We start from the raw sequence: 16,345 nt of genomic DNA, 5'->3' as shown, positions 1-16,345 counted from the left end.
GGCGGCATTTCCGGCCGCCCGCTGAACGGCGTCAGCCGCCCAGCTTCGGGATCTTGTGCAAGGCGCGCGGGAACGAGACGTTCACCGTTTCCATGTAGAAATCGAACGACCAGTCGCCGCCGTCACGGCCGATGCCGCTGGCCTTCACCCCGCCGAAGGGCGTCGGAAGGTGGCGGATGTTTTCCGAATTCACCCACATCATCCCGGCTTCGAGATTGTCGGTCATCCACATCGCGCGATTGAGGTCGTTGGTCCAAAGATAAGCCGCCAGGCCGTATTGCACGTCATTGGCAAGGCGCAGTGCGTCCTCGTCGTCCCTGAACGGGATCGCGGTCAGCACCGGGCCGAAGATTTCTTCCTGCGCCACGGCCATGTCATTGGTCGCATTGGTGAACAATGTCGGCGCGACATAGCAGCCCTTGTCACCCACCTTGGCGCCACCCGCCACGATGGTCGCGCCCTCTGCACGCGCCTTATCGAAATAGGACAGCACCTTTGCCTCGTGCTCCGGGTGGATCAGCGGTCCGACCACGGTTTCAGGGTCAAGCGGATGGCCCACCCTGATGAGTTTCGCTACCTCGGCCACGCGGGCGGTGAAGCTGTCGTAAATCGACGCCTGCACCAACAACCGCGAAGACGAGGTGCAGCGCTCGCCGTTCAGCGAATAGATCATGAAGGTCGCGGCATCGACGGCGCGATCCAGATCGGCATCTTCGAACACGATCACAGGGTTCTTGCCGCCGAGTTCGAAATGCACGCGCTTCAGCGTCTTTGCACCCTGCGCCATGATCAGGCTGCCAGTGCGGCTTTCGCCAACAAAGGCGATGGCCCTGATATCGGGATGCTCGGTCAGGCGGCGGCCGGCATCCTCGCCAAAGCCGTTGACCACGTTCAGCACGCCCTTCGGCAGACCCGCGCTTTCAGCGATTTCCACCAGCAGTTTGGCCGTCATCGGGCTGAACTCGGCTGGTTTGTGGACCACCGTGCAGCCCGAGGCCAGCGCAGGCGCGATCTTCCAGGTGGACAGCATGAAAGGCGTGTTCCACGGCGTGATCACCCCCACCGGGCCGATGGGGCGGCGTGAGGTCACGTTCATCTGGGTTGGCGTGCGCAGGGTCTTGCCGTCTTCGGCTGTCGGCGCCTGATCGGCGAAGAAGCGGAAATTCGCAGCGCCCCGGATCGCGGCCTTGGACATGAAGCGCAGGGCCTGGCCGGTATCCATACATTCGGTAAAGGCAATTTCCTCGGCCCGGGCCTCAATCGCCTCGGCCACCCTGATCAGGATCTTGCGGCGTTCCGCCCCCGGCATCCTCGACCAGGCGGGGAAGGCGGCCTTGGCCGCGGCGACGGCGGCGTCGATATCCGCCTCGTCTCCTTTGGCGACCTGCGCCAGCACCGACAGATCCACCGGCGATATGCTCTCGAATGTCTGCCCTGAGTGCGCGGGCACGGACTCGCCATTGATGTGGTTCATCACACCATGCTGACGGAACTTCGCCATGTATTCTGTGGCGCGGGCGATATTGGTTTCAAGAACGCTCATCTGCGGCCCTCATTGCTTGCCCGCGAGACGGGCGTGGATCGGCGTGTCCTTCCAGCTCAGCTCCGGGTCGATGACGCGGATTTCCAGCGAAAGGGCGAAATGCGGTGTGGAAAGCGGGCCTGCCAATGCGGCCTGCGCCGCCCTGAAGATACCATCACCGACCGCCTTCAGCTCTGCCTTCGTCCGCCCGGCCCCGACGCTGAGCGTCATGGCGAAAAAGTCGTTCTGGGGCAGGCCGTCGGCGACGATGCAATGATCCGCGCGATAGGCCCGCACCCGGATACCTGCCAGCGGGAAGATGCCCGCCGCCGCCATGGCCGCATGCAGCGCGCGACACAGGCCCGACACATCGGCCCGCACCTCCAGCCCCGGCGAATATTCGATGCTCAGATGTGGCAAGATTCGTCCTCCATTAGATTAACATGTTAAGCAAAACGCATCTTGTCAATGCTTAACCTGCGAAGCATCTTAGGGGCAGTTCAGAGGATCCCGACCGCCATGCCGCATTCCCCCGTCAAGGATGGGTTCGAGCTTTCGAAGACCCGCCGGACCTTGCCCATGGCACTGCTCCGTGCCCGTGAGGCGGTCATGGAGCGGTTCCGCCCGCTGCTGCTGGCCCATGGGGTGACCGAACAGCAATGGCGGGTGCTGCGCGTTCTGAAAGAGGCCGAGGAGACCGACGCCTCGGATCTGGCCGATGCGGCCAGCATCCTCGCGCCCTCGCTGTCGCGCATCCTCAGGACGCTGGAGACCCGCGCCTTCATCGCGACCCGCAAGGATCCTCAGGACGGCCGGCGCGCGCTGATCCGCCTGACAGCAGAGGGGCACGCCTTCATCCGCCAGATCGCCCCGGAAAGCGCCGCGATCTATGCCGAGCTCGAGGCGCGCCTTGGCCGCGCGCGCATCGACGCCCTGCTGGATGACCTCGAGGCGCTGATGACCGCGCTGGAACGCGCCTGACCCGTCAGCCCGTCCGGGTGTCAAATTGCCCCGGCGCGCAGCCGAAGAACCGCCGGAACTGTCGGTTGAAATAGGACACGTCGTTGAAGCCGCAGACATAGGCGATGGACGAGACCAGCATCGGCTCAGCATCCTTTTCGCGGCCGCTCAGCATCTGGCAGGCTTTTTCAAAGCGTTTCTCCAGCAGGTAATCGGTGGGCGTCGTGCCCGCCAACGCAAAGGCGCGCTGCAATTGCCGCACCGACACCCCGACCGCCTCGGCGTCGGTCTGTGTGGGCAAATCGCTGTCGGTCAGGCAGCGGTCGATGGAGGCGATGCCGCGTTCAGGGATTTGCGCGCGCGACACCTCGGCCTCGATCCTTGATCGGGCAAGGCTGTCATGGCGTTCGTAAAGCAGCGCGCGCAGCACGCCATAGATCGCTTCTTCAGCTGGCCGGCACCATGTCGGGCGGGCAGCAGCAGATGCTTGCCATCGGTCAGGCGCTGATGTGCTGGCCCCGCTATCTGGTGAACGACGAAATGTCGCTGGGTCTTGCGCCGCTGATCGTCAAGCGGCTGGTCGCGGCCATCGGTGAACTGGTCTCGCGCGGTGCGGGTGTCATACTGGTGGAGCAGCTCACCGAGGTCGCTGGCCGATGACGCCGTGGTGATGCGGCGGGGCGAGGTGCGCTACAACGGCCCCACCCTGACGCTCAGGAGCGAGCCGGAGGCACTGGACAGAGCCTATTTCCAGCCCCGACCGCTATTGACGCAGGGCCTGCACCACCACCTTGAAGGCGGGCAGGTTCTGGTGCCGGCTGGGATAGTAGATGTGATAACCGGAAAACCGGGGTGACCAGTCGTCCAGCAGCAGTTCCAGCGCGCCGTCGGCAAGATGCCCTGCCACCATATCCTCGGGCGCATAGGCGATGCCGACGCCATCAAGCGCGGCGGCTACCATCGTCGCCTCGTCATTCAGCGTCAGCCGCCCGTCGACACGCACGCGCAATTCCTTACCGTCCTTCTCGAACTCCCAGGCATAAAGCGCATTCGCCATCGCCAGCCGCCGGTTGATGCAATCATGTTTCAGCAACTCTTGCGGATGGCCGGGACGGCCCCGCGCGGCAACATAGGCCGGCGCGGCCACCGCGACCAGCCGCCAGTCGGGGCCGACGCGCAGCGCGATCATGTCATGTTCGACGCTCTCCCCAAGCCGGATTCCGGCATCGAACCCATCCTCGACAATATCCCGGAACCCGCCATCCACACTCAGGTCAAGCCGGATCTCGGGGTAGTCGCGCAGCACCGGCCGCAGCTTGGGCCAGATCAGACGGGTCAGCGCGTGATGCGACAGCGTGAGACGCACCAGACCCGCGGGTCTGGTGCGCAATACCATCAGCGCGGCGATCTCGCTCTCGATCTCGCGCACCCTGGGGGCCAAGGACCGGCGTAACCTTTCGCCCGCCTCGGTGGTGGAAACGGAACGGGTCGTGCGCGCCAGAAGCCGGATTCCCATGCGGGTTTCCAGCTTCTTGATCCGGTGGCTCAGCGTCGATTGCACGACGCCAAGCCGTGCGGCGGCGCGGGTGAAATTGCCTTCTTCCGCCACGGCGAGAAACCACATCAGGTCATTGAAATCGGTCTGTGCCATCGGGGTTCATTCATGGTCTGCTTCGATGAGTTCAAGCGATATTTTGCATCTAATCCATAGATCGTGTCACGCCATATAAGGCCCATGCAACCTGAAAGGCGGAGGCCAGCATGAAGATCACGAGGGCGGGCAGCACAGCCTCGGTCAGGGGGCCGGGCGACTGGTTCACCGGCAGCGTGCGCATCGACCCGCTGTTTCAGACCGAAGCCCCCGCACGGGGCGCGGGCGCGGCGGTCACCTTTGAACCCGGCGCCCGCACCGCCTGGCACACCCATCCGGCGGGGCAAACGTTGATCGTGACCGCAGGACGCGGCCGCGTGCAGCGCGAAGGCGGCCCGATCGAGGAAATCCGGCCCGGCGATGTGGTCTGGTTTCCCGCGGGCGAAAAGCACTGGCACGGCGCGGCGCCGGAGGTGGCGATGACGCATATCGCCATTCAGGAGGCCGTGGATGGCATCGCGGTCACCTGGCTGGAACAGGTCAGCGATGCCGATTACCTCGGCTGATCCCGCAACCCTGTCGCGGCGCGGGTTCCTGATCGGCCTGACCTGGGCCGCATCCTATGCCTTCACCGCGCCGGCCATGGCCAGAGAGACCCCCATGCGAATGACATGCCGGTTTGCCGGTCAGGCATTCACCGTCCGGCTGAACGACAGCCCGGCAGCGCGTGACCTGTTCGCGTTGCTGCCGCTCGATCTGCGGATCGAGGACTACGCCCATAACGAGAAGATCGCCTATCTGCCGCGCAAGCTGACCGAGGAGGGTGCAGGCCCGTTTGGTGATGAGGCGGCAGGCCATGTCTGCACCTATGCGCCCTGGGGCAACCTCGTGTTCTTCCACGCGCCCTACCGCTATTCCCGCGGGCTGATCCGGCTGGGCCGGATCGAGGGCGGCATCGCGCCGCTTCCGCTGCGCGGCACCTATCCGCTTGGCCTGACACGGATCGGCTGAGCCTTTTCTCCGCAAAGGACATCACCATGAAAGACAAGGTCATCATCATCACCGGCGCCTCCTCCGGGATCGGCGAGGCGACCGCGCGGCTGCTGGCCGCGAAGGGGGCGAAAGTGGTTCTGGGCGCGCGCCGCGAGGACCGACTGAAGGCGCTGGCCGCCGAAATCACCGCAGCGGGCGGCGAGGCGGTCTGGCAGGTGCTGGATGTCACCAAACAGGCCGACAATGACGCCATCGTCAAACTGGCCAAAGATACCTATGGCCGGGTAGACGTGATCTTCCTCAATGCCGGGATCATGCCCAGTTCGCCGCTTTCGGCACTGAGAACCGACGACTGGCATGACATGGTGGATATCAACATCAAGGGCGTGCTGAACGGCGTGGCGGCGGTGTTGCCCGTATTCATCGCGCAAAAATCCGGCCATGTGATTGCGACGTCCTCGGTGGCGGGGCTCAAGGCCTATCCGGCGGCGGCGGTCTATGGCGGAACCAAGTTCTTTGTCCGCGATTTCATGGAAATCCTGCGTATGGAATCCGCGATGGAGGGCACCAATATCCGCACCGCCACCATCTTTCCGGCCGCAGTCAACACCGAATTGCTGGGCACCATCAGTGACATTGGCACCGCGGCGGGCATGGCAGCACTTTATGAACAGGTCGGCATCACGTCCGACCGGATCGCCAATGTCGTGGCCTTTGCCATTGAACAACCCGCCGACACGAATGTCAGCGAACTGACCGTCGGCCCCACGGTGCAGGCCTGGTAAGCGCTTGCGGCGGCTGGGGAGCCCGCCGCCGGATACCCTGATTCAGCCGGCGACGGCATATTTGCGCCCCAGTTCATGCCCGCCCGTTATCAAGCAGCGCCTGCACATGGCGCGGGCCGACCGGGCGGATGCCCAGCGGGTTGAGCGCCTTGATCGAATAGTAACCGCGCGTGATGTGATCCATGTTCACCGTCTCGCGCACCCCCGGCAGGTTCAGGATCCGCGTCATATAGGCCGAGAGGCGCGGGTAATCCGCGATCTGGCGCAGGTTGGTCTTGAACAGCCCGTGATAGGCCGCGTCAAAGCGGATCAGGGTGACGAAGGTGCGGATGTCGGTTTCGGTCAGGCGGTCGCCGAACAGGTAGTCGCCGGTCAGCCGCGCCTCCAGCAGGTCGAGCGTTTCGAACACGCCCGCCACCGCCTCGTCATAGGCGGCCTGCGTGCTCGCGAAGCCTGCCTTGTAGACGCCATTGTTCAGCCGGTCATAGATCACCGGGTTCAGCGCCTCGATTTCCCCGGCCAGATCGGTGGGGTAAAGCCGCAGGTCCGAGGGCACCAGATGGTCAAAGGCGGTGTCGAACATGCGCAGGATGTCAGCGCTTTCGTTGCTGACCATGACGCCCTGCTGCATGTCCCACAGCACCGGCACCGTGGCCCGGCCGGTGAAATGCGGGTCAGCACGGGTATAGATCTGGTGCATGAATTCGGCTCCGAACAGCGGGTCTTCCTCTGCCCCCGGATAGCCGCCAAAGCGCCAGCCCTGATCGCTCATCACCGGGTTGACCACCGTCACCGGGATCATCGCATCCAGCCCCTTGAGCTTGCGCGCGATCAGCGTGCGCGAGGCCCAGGGGCAGATCAGCGCGACATAGAGCCGGTAGCGCCCCGCCTCGGCCGCAAAGCCGCCGGTGCCGGTCGGGCCGGGGCGGCCGTCGGCGGTGATCCAGTTGCGAAAGCTGGATACCTGCCGCACGAACCGGCCCTTTTCATCGGCCTTCTGCACCGGCTGCCAGTTTTCCACCCATTTTCCATCGACAAGCATGTGCAGGCTCCTTACCGGGCGTGGAACACAAAGGACCGCATCGAGATCGAGCCGAGGTCGATCACATCGGTCATGTAGGTCAGATCGTCCCCGCCATCCGAGGCGCCCGCGATGGTCAGCGCGGGCAGGTAGTGATCGACCGAGGGATGCGCCATTTGCAGCAGCGCCCCCAGCTTGCCGCGATTGGCAAGCGTCGCGAAATCGCGGTCGGTCAGGCGGTCGGCGAACAGGCTGTCGAATTCCTGCGCGAAATCGAGCGGCCGGCTGTTCGGCCCCCATTGCGCCGCGCGCAGGTTATGCACCACATTGCCCGACCCCAGGATCAGCACGCCGCGATCGCGCAGCTGCGCCAGCTCGCGCCCGATTTCCAGCTGGTAGTCCAGCCCCTTCGACATGTCGATGGAGATCTGGAACACCGGCACATCGGCATCGGGATAGAGGAATTTCAGCACCGTCCAGGCGCCGTGATCCAGGCCCCAGGTGTCGTCCTCCTCTGCGTGATGGCTGGCCAGCAGGCTGACCACTTCGCGCGCCAGTGTCGGGTCACCCGGGGCGGGATAGCGTTGCTGGAACAGCGCCTCGGGGAAGCCGTAGAAATCATGGATGGTCTTCGGCATGGCCGAGACATCGACCAGCGTCGTGCCCCGCGTCATCCAATGCGCCGAAACGACAAGGATCGCGCGGGGGCGCGGCAGGTCGCGGCCCAGTTCGGTCCAGGCGCGGCTGTATCTCGTATCCTCGATGGCGTTCATCGGGCTGCCATGGCCCAGAAAGACCAGCGGCATCCGGTCACTGGGGGCCAGCCCGTCGCGCAGCGAGGCAAGGGTCCGGGTCGTGTTCATCGTCGCATCTCCTGTCGCCGGAAGGGAAGGGGAGGGCGCCACATGGGCGCCCCCGATGGTCAGGCAAACTGGCCCAGCAGCCGGTCAAGGAAGGGCAGGCGCAGCGCCAGGGCGCCCCGGCCCAGCAGGGCGATCACCCCCTGAACCATCGCCCAGAACAGCGGGAATTCCCAGCCGCCGCCTTCACCGGAAAACAGCCAGCCATTGCCCGAATGCACCCAGACCGCGCCCAGAAGCACCGGGATCAGCGTCAGCGCCACCAGCCGGGTCGCAACGCCGAGGATCAGCGCCGCACCGCCCGCCAGCTCGGCCAGAATGGTCAGATAGGCCAGCGCGCCGGGCAGGCCGAGGCTTTCGAAATAGCCCACGGTCCCGGCGATGGTGAACACATTCACCTTCAAGAGCCCATGCGCCAGGAACATGACACCGCTTGAAACCCGAAGCAGCGTGGCGGCGAGATTGACGTTGCGATCCATGGCCATGTCCTTTCAGGCGATTTGCCATTGCGGCGCGATGGCGGTGCCAAGGCCCAGCACATAGCCGAACTGGATGTTCAGAAAGCCCAGCGGCTCCAGATACCGCGCGTTCTTCAGCGGACCGGCATCGACCGGCACCAGACCGATGTCGCGGGCCAGTTGGCTCACCCGGTCGCGCGCCGCCGCATCGTCGGAGGCGACGAAGGTCTGAAGTGGCTGGTCCTTGATCGAAAGGCCCGTGGCGTAATGCTGCGCGAAGATGGTGTTGAACGCCTTCACCACGGTGGCGCCGGGCAGAAGCCGCGCGATTTCCTCGGCGGCGGAACTGTCATGCCCGACGACGAGGCCAGAGAATTCGGCATTGACCGGGTTCGACAGGTCGATGACCAGCTTGCCGCTGAAATCGGCGGCCTTGGCCACATCCGCCGCCGCGCCATAGGGCGTGGCGAGGATCACCACATCCGCCCCGGCCACGGCCGCCTTCAGATCAGCGTCGCGGCCATGGGCCACGGCCGCATGCCCGGCCTTCGCCAGCGCCCCGGCAAGCCCGGAGCCGATATTTCCATTCCCGATGACCGCGATATTCATCTGCTTTTCCTTTCTGCCGCCCCGTCCGGGCGCCGTGTTTCGATGACAGATATTTACGGCTTGGCAATAACGAACAAAATGGCGATGTTATGGATTGACTATAACCATTATATTCTGAATTGACCGATGGATACACTTGACCAACTCCGCGCCTTTGTCGCCGTGGCGCAGGCCGGTTCCTTTACCGCCGGTGCCGGTCAGATCGGCGTGTCGAACCGGCTGAGTTCGAAATATGTGGCCGAGCTGGAGGCCCGGCTGGGCGTGCGGCTGTTCCAGCGCACCACGCGCAAGGTCGGGCTGACGCCAGCGGGCGAGGATCTGCTGGCCCGTGCGCCCGCGTTGCTGGAAGAGATGGAGACCCTGCTGGCCAGCATTGCCGAGGGTTCGCGCGGGTTGACCGGCACCATCCGCATCGCGGCGCCCGTGACCTTTGGCGAGGTCTATGTCGGGCCGATGCTGGGGCGGTTCGCGGCGCTGCATCCGGGGCTGACGTTCGATCTGCGGCTGGATGACGGCTATACCGATCTCGCGGCGACCGGCGTCGATCTGGCCTTCCGCATCGGCGCGACGCAGATGCAGTCGCTGCGGGTGCGCAAGCTGGGGGTGGTGCGGTCGGTGCTGGTGGCCAGCCCCGCCCATGTCGCCACCGCGGGCGCCCCCGAAAGCCCCGAGGCGCTGGCGCGGCACGTCTGCATCCTCGACAGCAATCGCCAGTCGCCGCGCCGTTGGGTCTTTCTGCGAGGCGGGGCCGAACATGTCGTGCATGTCGAGGGGCGGTTTCAGGTCAATTCGGGGCGCGCGGCGGGGGCACTGGCCGCCGCCGGGCTGGGACTGGCCTATGTGCCGCGCTTTGCCATCGCCGAGGCGCTGCATAATGGCGTGCTGATCCCGGTGATGACGGGCTTTGAGGGCACCGCCACGACGCTGAGCGCGGTCTATCTGGAGGGCCGCGCCCTGCCGCGCAAGGTGCGGGCGCTGATCGACTTTGCCCATGACGACATCCGTACCGCCGGAATCCTTTGAGCTGCCCTTCATGCCGAGTGTTCAGCCAAGGCCCACCTGACTGATGTGGTCGGGTCATTTTTCCGGTGCTCTTCGATGGTCGGCTCGACGTATGAGCGGGGCATGGAAATCTCTATGTAACGCTCTGACGTTACTCGTTTGTCGCAACCAAAAATAGAATGTGCCCGTGAACGGTTCTTGAATCGGATAATCAGGGTTATGTATTTATAATATCAGCCCGGTGCCGCCGCTCGCCAGATGGCAGGCGGCGGCGCCAGGGTCACAACAAGTCAAGCCAGCGTGGCAGGGCCAGCGAAAGGTCGGGCCAGAAGCTTGTGACCAGCATCACCGGCAAGGCCACGAACAGCAGGATCAGCAAGGCAGGCCGCACCGCATCCAGCACCGACGCCCGGCAGACCCGGCAGGACATGTAGAGGATCGGCGCCATCGGCGGGCTGTTGGCGCCGATGACCACCGAACAGGCCACGATGGAGGCGAATTGCACCGGGCTGACCCCCGATGCTTCCATCAGCGGCAGGAACAGCGGCGCGACCACGACGGTGCAGGACACGTCATCCATCAATGCGCCTGCGACCACCAGTACCAGATTGACCAGAAGGATGGCGCCGATGGGCGAAGTTGCGATGCCCTGAACCGCGTCCGACAGGTCTTGCGGGATGCGTTCGGATGCCATGATCCGCGAGATCAGGAAGGAAAACAGCAGGATCAGGATGATGGAGCCGGTCGTCTCTGCCGTGCGGACCAGCGCCTCTGCCAGGTTGCGCAGCTTCAACTCGCGATAGATGAAAACCCCGATCAGGATGGATGCGACAGCGGCGACAGCGGCAGCTTCGGTCGGGGTGACGAACCCGCCGTAGATCCCCCCGAGGATGATCACCGGAAGCGACAAGGCGGGCAGCGCCGACAGCGCCACCTGCCCAAAGCTTTGGGCGTTGTCGCGCGGGGGCGGAAGAATATCAGGGTTCCGGGCAACGGTGACGCGGTTGAAAACCAGCAGCCCGGCAATCAGCAGGATCGCGGGCAGGATCGAGGCGGCAAAGCAGGCGGCAACCGATTGCCGGGTGACCACGGCAAACAGGATCATGGTGATCGAGGGCGGGATGAGGATGCCCAGCAGCGACGAGACCCCCAGAAGCGCAGCCGTATAGCCGCGGGGATAGCCACGCTCTTCCATCGGTCTGGACATGATGGTGCCCATCGAGGCCACCGCCGCAGAGGCCGTTCCGGCAATAGCGCCGAAGATCGCCGAGGACAGCACGATCACACTGCCCATGCCGGACCGGCCTGTGGCGATGCGGCCGACAAATTCGATGATCCGGCGGGCGATGCCGCCCCGGTCCATCAGATAGCCGGTGAAGATGAACAGCGGCAGTGCGAGCAGCACGACCGAGTCGAGCGACCTGTAGCCCTGCAACATCAGCGTGTTCAGATTGGCGTCATAGATCCATGCCAGAAAGCCTGTCACCAGCGCAAAGCTGAAGGCGACCGGCACGCCGACGGCCAGCAGGACCACAAGCAACGGCACGGCAAGCAGGCCGGTCATCGTCAAACTCCTTTTGCGCGGCGAAGGGCCTTCAGGCTGTGGATCACATCGCGCAGCGCGTAGATCAGACAGCCGACCGAGCCGACGACGAGCGACATCTGTGGCACCCACATCGGGATGCCGAACGAGGGCGTGAACTGCGGCCGCTGCATGCCCCAGGCAAGCATGCGATAGGTCCAGTAGCTGAACAGCGCTGTGGCACACACGGTGCAAAGCGCCACAACAAGCTGTTGCAAGGCGCGTTGACGCGGATCGACCAGCTTTTCGTTCAGCCAGTCCACCACAAGATGCTGGTGCCGGCGCGACGCGGTTGCCGCGCCAAGCATGTAGCTGGCCATCGCGAAAAGCCCGATGATCTCGAATATTCCGACAACGGAAATGTTGGCGAAACGGGCGACGATCAGAAAGACCATCAGCGAAACCACCACCGCCATGGCGATAGCTGCGAGCGTGTCAAGCACGCCCGCAGCCAGTTTGCCAAACCCGGCCATGCGCATCAGAACTCGGCGGCGTTGGCACGGACCTTGTCCATGATCTCCTGCCCGATGCGCTTGTCCATCTGCGGCCAGACCTCGTCACGCACCTTGCGGGCAATCGGGGCAAGATCCGAGTCCGAGGGTTCGATATATTCGATGCCCACCTCTTTCGCCTTCTCGACATAGCCTGCGTCGATGGTCCGGGCGGCATCGAAGCCGTCCTGCATCACGACCTGCGCGGCATCGGCCACGACCTTCTTCTGCTCGTCGCTGAGACCGGCCCAGAATTCGCCATTGGCGGAAATGACGCCGGTGATGAACTGCTGGCGGGTGCGGTTGTAGTAGTTGATCGTGTCGCGGAAATATTCGTAATCCCAATAGATCACGTTGGCCGCATCCCCGTCGACAACCCCGGTCTGGATCGAGGTGAAGGTTTCTGACCAGTCGATCGAGGCCGTCTGATACCCCATCGCCTGCAAGGATTCCGCCATCGGGAACATCGTCGGCACCCGCACCTTCAGCGAGGCGGCTTCTTCCAGCGATTTGGCGTATTTGCCTTTGGTTGCCACGCCGTTGAAGCCCTCGGGCCAGGCGCCGAAGAATTTCAGCCCGATGTCGGAATAGACCTCGTCCAGAATGCCGTTCAGCCAGCCGCCCTGCCCGTAGGCATTGAAGGCATCATCCCAGCTTTTCAGCATGTAGGGCGTGTACAGCAGCCCGATCCGTTCGTCGTAAGAGGTGGAGGGCCAGTTGATCATCAGCTGCACATCATTGGCGACGAACAGGTCAAAGATCTCCTGCTGGCCGCCCAGTTCGTTCTGGTAGAAGATGTTGACCTTGATGTCGCCCTTGGTGCCCTCTTCGATCAGCGAGGCCCATTTTTCCATCGCATCGCCGGTGGGCGAGCCTTTGGCGCCCGAATCCGTCGCCAGCTTGATCGTCATGCTTTGCGCGGATGCGGTCAGGGCAATCAGGCTGACGCCTGCAGCAAGGGCGAGGGTCTTGAGTGCGGTGATCGGCATGACAATCCTCCATGTTGCGTCATGTGTGGCCTGCGATTGCAGGGCGCGGCATCCGGCGCGCGTGCCGCGCTGCCGGCCGCTGCGATTCCGTTACCTGCACCGCCACATGACGCCGCCTTGACAAAATTGTTACCCCTCTCCGCACACTTGTGTCCACAGAAATTATTGGCAGTAGCGCGCAAACTGCCGCCAGATGCTTCGGGCATTGCGCCCTGCGGCTGGCCCCGCGTATTCTGGCCGCAGAAACGGGAACAATCAGGGATTGGCGCGTGCGGGACAGGGATGCGACAGGGGGGCAGGTTGACGATGCCGAAGACCGGGCCGAGCGGCGAACCAGACAGGACTGGCTGGATCTGGCACTGCGCACCCTTGTCGACGAAGGCATCGACAATGTCAAAATCCAGATCATGTCCAAGCAGTTGAACGTCGCAAGATCCAGTTTTTACTGGCATTTTGAAAGCCGCGAGGCATTGCAGCAAGCCATGTTGGACGACTGGCTGCGCAAGAATACCAGCCCGATCATCGAACGCGCGATGCGCCCGGCGCCGGATGTCATTTTCGCGGTGATCAATGTCTTTGAATGCTGGCTGGATGAAACGCTGTTCAGCCCGGCGCTGGACATGGCGGTGCGTCTTTGGGCGCGACGTTCCGCAGAGGTGCGCGATGTCGTGACCCAGGCTGATGGAATCAGGGTAGATGCCCTGCGCCGCATGTTCCTGCGCTATGCCTATCCCGAAGAGGAGGCTCTGATCCGCGCGCGCACCCTGTATTACACGCAGATCGGGCAATATACGCTGGAGGATTTCGAGCCCCCGGAGGTCCGGTTCTCGCGCGGTCCCGCCTATCTGCACATCTTCTCGGGACAGGAGCCGACGGCCGCGCATCGTGCACATCTGTCGAAATGTATTGAGGAAAAGTTCTTCGTGCCCCTACGGGCCAAAATGGCTGACAAGGGAGGCGACTGAGCGGCGGAAACGGCAGCCCCTCGGAAACTCTGGACATAAGTGTACGGTCATGTCACCTTCCTGAAAACAGGGAGGCTCACCATGCTGAATCACTATCGGGTCGTCATCGTCGGCGGGGGCGTGGTCGGCGCCTCGGTTGCCTATCATCTTGCGAAATTCGGCTGGACCGATGTGGCCATCGTCGAGCGGGACGTGCTGACCGCCGGGTCAAGCTGGCATGCCGCAGGCGGCTTTCATGCGCTGAATGCCGATCCCAACATCGCCGCACTTCAGGCCTATACGATCGACCTGCTGACCGAGGTGGGCGCGGAATCCGGCATCAATATCGGGATGCACATGACCGGCGGCATTTCCATCGCCTCGGCCCCGGCGCGGTGGGAGTGGCTGCAATCGGCTTATCGCACCTTCCAGTCGCTCGGGATCGAAGATGTGGAACTGATCGGGCCGGAAGAGATCAGGCGCCGCTGCCCCATCATCTCGACCGAGGGCATCATCGGCGGCATGTGGAGCGACCGCGAAGGCCATATCGACCCGTCGGCGGTGGTACATGCCTATGCCCGCGCCGCGAAAAACCGGGGCGCGCACATCCTGGAACATACGAAGGTCGAAAGTCTGAACCAGCGTGCGGATGGCCAATGGGAGGTTGTCACCGACAAGGGTGTGATCATCGCCGAGCATGTGGTCAATGCCGGTGGTCTCTGGGCCAAGCAGGTGGGGCGGATGGCGGGGGTCGACCTGCCGGTCACGCCGATGGAGCATCATTATCTGGTGACCGAAGCGATCCCCGAACTGGTGGCGATGCAGGGAGAAATCCCGCTGATCGTCGATCTGGAAGGCTTTACCTACACCCGGCAGGAACAGAAGGGCCTGCTTCTGGGGATCTACGAACGCGACTTCAAGCATTGGCACATGGAGGGCGCACCCTGGGATTTCGGTATCGAGCTTATCCAGGAAGACCTTGGGCGGATCGAACATGAACTCGGCCTCGGGTTCCAGCGCTTTCCTTGCCTGAACGAAGCGGGCGTCAAGCGCTGGGTCAACGGCGCCTTCACCTTCTCGCCTGACGGCAATCCGCTGGTCGGGCCGGTGCGCGGCCTGCGCAACTACTGGGTCGCCTGCGGGGTCATGGCGGGCTTCCTGCAGGGTGGCGGCGTCGGCAAGTCGCTGGCCGAATGGATGATCAGCGGCGCGCCGCAGGCCGATATCTTTGGCATGGATATTGCGCGCTACGGCGATTTTGCCTCGAACCGCGAATATATCCGTCAGACCACCGGACAATTCTATTCGCGCCGCTTCGTCATGTCCTACCCGAACGAGCAGCTTCCGGCTGGCCGCGTGTTGAAAACGCCAGGTGCCTATGCCGACATGACTGCCGCCGGGTGCCAGTGGGGTTCGGGCTGGGGGCTGGAACAGCCGCTGTATTTCGCTCCGGCCGGGTTCCGGGAGGAGCCTTCGCTGAAACGGTCGAATGCTTTCGATCTTGTCGGGGCCGAAGCGCGGGCGGCGCGCGAGGGGGTGGCGCTTCTCGATATCACCGCCTTTTCGCGGTACGAGGTCAGCGGCCCCGGGGCCGAAGCCTGGCTGGCGCGCACCTTCGCCTGCAAGCTGCCAAAGCCGGGCCGGGCGGGCCTTGCGCCCATGCTGTCAGAAGATGGCAAGCTGAAGGGCGATCTGTCCCTGCTGAACTGGGGGAATGGCACCTGGTGGATCATGGGATCGTATTATCTGCGCCAGTGGCACATGCGCTGGTTCGAGGGCACCCTGCCCGCGGGTGTCACCTTGCGCGATATCTCGGATTCGGTCGGGGGGTTCGCTGTGACCGGCCCCCGCTCTCGCGAGGTATTACAGAAACTCAGCCATCAGGACCTGTCCTCCCGCGCTTTGCCGTTCATGGGGCTGGCACAGGTGGATCTGGGGCTGCTGCGCACCCGCGTAGCCCGCATGTCGGTCACGGGCGAACTGGGGTTCGAGATCAACGTCGGCGCGCTGGAACATGCCAGCCTGCGCAAGATGCTGCTTGAGGCGGGCGCCGCGTTCGGCATCCGCGAAATCGGCTTCAACGCCGTTCTGTCACTGCGGCTGGAAAAGAGCTTCGGCATCTGGTCGCGCGAATTCACTCAGGGCTATACGCCGGGCGAAACCGGGCTGTCGCGGTTCATTGACTGGACCCGCGAAGGCTTTGTCGGGCGCACGGCGGCGCTGGCCGAACGCGACGCGCCCTCATCGCGCACCGTCGTGACGCTGGAAGTAGACGCCACCGATGCCGATGCCACCGGATATGAGCCCGTCTGGCAGGATGGCCGGCTGGTCGGTTTTGTCACGTCGGGCGGTTATGGCCATACCATCGGCAAGAGCCTTGCCATGGCCATGGTCGACCGCAGCGTTGCAGCGCCCGGCACCTCGCTCAGCCTGCATATCGTGGGCCAGGAAGTGACGGCGCGGGTCATTCCGCCCTCGCCTTATGACCCTGAAGGATCGGCGCTGCGCGCCTGACCGCCCTGCCCCGCCGCCCGCAGG

Annotated in this window: 19 protein-coding genes; 8 read left to right on the top strand and 11 right to left on the bottom strand. The window is 63.9% G+C overall.

The window, feature by feature from the left end; translation table 11 throughout:
* Window positions 1–31: 31 nt before the first annotated feature.
* Both hpaE and C8N34_RS12190 read right to left on the bottom strand, forming a co-directional pair.
* On the bottom strand, window positions 32–1,543 hold the full coding sequence (hpaE, locus tag C8N34_RS12195; RefSeq protein WP_108129079.1) for a 5-carboxymethyl-2-hydroxymuconate semialdehyde dehydrogenase: 1,512 nt from the start codon (window positions 1,541–1,543) through the stop codon (window positions 32–34).
* Between the two features lie 9 nt (window positions 1,544–1,552).
* On the bottom strand, window positions 1,553–1,942 hold the full coding sequence (locus tag C8N34_RS12190; RefSeq protein ID WP_108129078.1) for a 5-carboxymethyl-2-hydroxymuconate Delta-isomerase: 390 nt from the start codon (window positions 1,940–1,942) through the stop codon (window positions 1,553–1,555).
* Window positions 1,943–2,101: 159 nt separating this feature from the next.
* Between C8N34_RS12190 and hpaR the strand changes: the two genes are divergently transcribed.
* Entirely contained in the window at window positions 2,102–2,503 is a 402-nt protein-coding gene (gene hpaR / locus C8N34_RS12185; RefSeq protein ID WP_242013794.1) for a homoprotocatechuate degradation operon regulator HpaR, read from the top strand.
* Window positions 2,504–2,507: 4 nt separating this feature from the next.
* Here hpaR and C8N34_RS12180 read toward each other — a convergent pair whose 3' ends face one another.
* A complete protein-coding gene (locus tag C8N34_RS12180; RefSeq protein WP_158640688.1) occupies window positions 2,508–2,912 on the bottom strand; it encodes a helix-turn-helix domain-containing protein in 405 nt (134 codons plus the stop codon).
* A gap of 32 nt (window positions 2,913–2,944) precedes the next feature.
* On the opposite strand from C8N34_RS12180, the gene C8N34_RS12175 reads away from it, so the two are divergent.
* Window positions 2,945–3,142 (top strand): ATP-binding cassette domain-containing protein, encoded by a 198-nt coding sequence (locus C8N34_RS12175; protein ID WP_108129075.1) that lies wholly within the window; start codon window positions 2,945–2,947, stop codon window positions 3,140–3,142.
* Window positions 3,143–3,245: 103 nt separating this feature from the next.
* On the opposite strand, the gene C8N34_RS12170 is transcribed toward C8N34_RS12175, so the two are convergent.
* Window positions 3,246–4,133 (bottom strand): LysR family transcriptional regulator, encoded by an 888-nt coding sequence (locus tag C8N34_RS12170; RefSeq protein WP_108129074.1) that lies wholly within the window; start codon window positions 4,131–4,133, stop codon window positions 3,246–3,248.
* 110 nt (window positions 4,134–4,243) lie between these two features.
* Here C8N34_RS12170 and C8N34_RS12165 point away from each other — a divergent pair, with 110 nt between their 5' ends.
* The 3 genes from C8N34_RS12165 to C8N34_RS12155 are packed head-to-tail and all read left to right on the top strand — an operon-like array spanning window position 4,244 to window position 5,851.
* Window positions 4,244–4,639, top strand: coding sequence for a (R)-mandelonitrile lyase (locus C8N34_RS12165; protein ID WP_108129073.1), 396 nt, complete (start codon window positions 4,244–4,246; stop codon window positions 4,637–4,639).
* Entirely contained in the window at window positions 4,620–5,084 is a 465-nt protein-coding gene (locus C8N34_RS12160) for a cyclophilin-like fold protein (RefSeq protein WP_242013795.1), read from the top strand. Before C8N34_RS12165 ends, C8N34_RS12160 begins: the two co-directional genes overlap by 20 nt.
* A 26-nt stretch (window positions 5,085–5,110) precedes the next feature.
* The gene (locus C8N34_RS12155) at window positions 5,111–5,851 is read left to right on the top strand and encodes an SDR family oxidoreductase (RefSeq protein ID WP_108129072.1); all 741 of its coding nucleotides are present in this window, start codon (window positions 5,111–5,113) and stop codon (window positions 5,849–5,851) included.
* Window positions 5,852–5,924: 73 nt separating this feature from the next.
* On the opposite strand, the gene C8N34_RS12150 is transcribed toward C8N34_RS12155, so the two are convergent.
* The 4 genes from C8N34_RS12150 to C8N34_RS12135 are packed head-to-tail and all read right to left on the bottom strand — an operon-like array spanning window position 5,925 to window position 8,799.
* Window positions 5,925–6,893, bottom strand: a complete 969-nt coding sequence (locus C8N34_RS12150; protein ID WP_108129071.1) for a glutathione S-transferase family protein — start codon at window positions 6,891–6,893, stop codon at window positions 5,925–5,927.
* 11 nt (window positions 6,894–6,904) lie between these two features.
* Window positions 6,905–7,735: a 4,5-DOPA-extradiol-dioxygenase gene (gene ygiD / locus C8N34_RS12145; protein WP_108129070.1), complete on the bottom strand. Its 831-nt coding sequence runs from the start codon at window positions 7,733–7,735 to the stop codon at window positions 6,905–6,907.
* Between the two features lie 59 nt (window positions 7,736–7,794).
* Window positions 7,795–8,217, bottom strand: coding sequence for a DoxX family protein (locus C8N34_RS12140; protein WP_108129069.1), 423 nt, complete (start codon window positions 8,215–8,217; stop codon window positions 7,795–7,797).
* Between the two features lie 6 nt (window positions 8,218–8,223).
* On the bottom strand, window positions 8,224–8,799 hold the full coding sequence (locus C8N34_RS12135; protein WP_108129068.1) for an NADPH-dependent F420 reductase: 576 nt from the start codon (window positions 8,797–8,799) through the stop codon (window positions 8,224–8,226).
* A 126-nt stretch (window positions 8,800–8,925) separates the two neighbouring features.
* Here C8N34_RS12135 and C8N34_RS12130 point away from each other — a divergent pair, with 126 nt between their 5' ends.
* Window positions 8,926–9,822: a LysR family transcriptional regulator gene (locus C8N34_RS12130; protein ID WP_108129067.1), complete on the top strand. Its 897-nt coding sequence runs from the start codon at window positions 8,926–8,928 to the stop codon at window positions 9,820–9,822.
* A 259-nt stretch (window positions 9,823–10,081) separates the two neighbouring features.
* On the opposite strand, the gene C8N34_RS12125 is transcribed toward C8N34_RS12130, so the two are convergent.
* The 3 genes from C8N34_RS12125 to dctP are packed head-to-tail and all read right to left on the bottom strand — an operon-like array spanning window position 10,082 to window position 12,863.
* Window positions 10,082–11,365, bottom strand: coding sequence for a TRAP transporter large permease (locus C8N34_RS12125; protein ID WP_108129066.1), 1,284 nt, complete (start codon window positions 11,363–11,365; stop codon window positions 10,082–10,084).
* 2 nt (window positions 11,366–11,367) lie between these two features.
* Complete coding sequence (locus tag C8N34_RS12120) at window positions 11,368–11,862, bottom strand: TRAP transporter small permease (protein WP_054302933.1); 495 nt, start codon at window positions 11,860–11,862, stop codon at window positions 11,368–11,370.
* Window positions 11,862–12,863 carry a TRAP transporter substrate-binding protein DctP gene (gene dctP, locus C8N34_RS12115; protein WP_108129065.1) on the bottom strand — a complete coding sequence of 334 codons (1,002 nt, stop codon included), beginning with the start codon at window positions 12,861–12,863 and terminating at the stop codon, window positions 11,862–11,864. Before dctP ends, C8N34_RS12120 begins: the two co-directional genes overlap by 1 nt.
* Window positions 12,864–13,132: 269 nt before the next feature.
* Here dctP and C8N34_RS12110 point away from each other — a divergent pair, with 269 nt between their 5' ends.
* Together C8N34_RS12110 and C8N34_RS12105 are read left to right on the top strand one after the other, a co-directional pair.
* The gene (locus tag C8N34_RS12110; RefSeq protein WP_108129064.1) at window positions 13,133–13,828 is read left to right on the top strand and encodes a TetR/AcrR family transcriptional regulator; all 696 of its coding nucleotides are present in this window, start codon (window positions 13,133–13,135) and stop codon (window positions 13,826–13,828) included.
* 81 nt (window positions 13,829–13,909) lie between these two features.
* Window positions 13,910–16,321 (top strand): GcvT family protein, encoded by a 2,412-nt coding sequence (locus tag C8N34_RS12105; RefSeq protein ID WP_108129063.1) that lies wholly within the window; start codon window positions 13,910–13,912, stop codon window positions 16,319–16,321.
* Window positions 16,322–16,345: the final 24 nt, after the last annotated feature.

This window comes from Gemmobacter caeni (assembly GCF_003054195.1).
GTDB classification, from domain to species: Bacteria; Pseudomonadota; Alphaproteobacteria; order Rhodobacterales; family Rhodobacteraceae; genus Gemmobacter; species Gemmobacter caeni.
The sequence above is the reverse complement of the archived record's forward strand: the minus strand, read 5'-3'. Positions and strand labels throughout refer to the sequence as shown.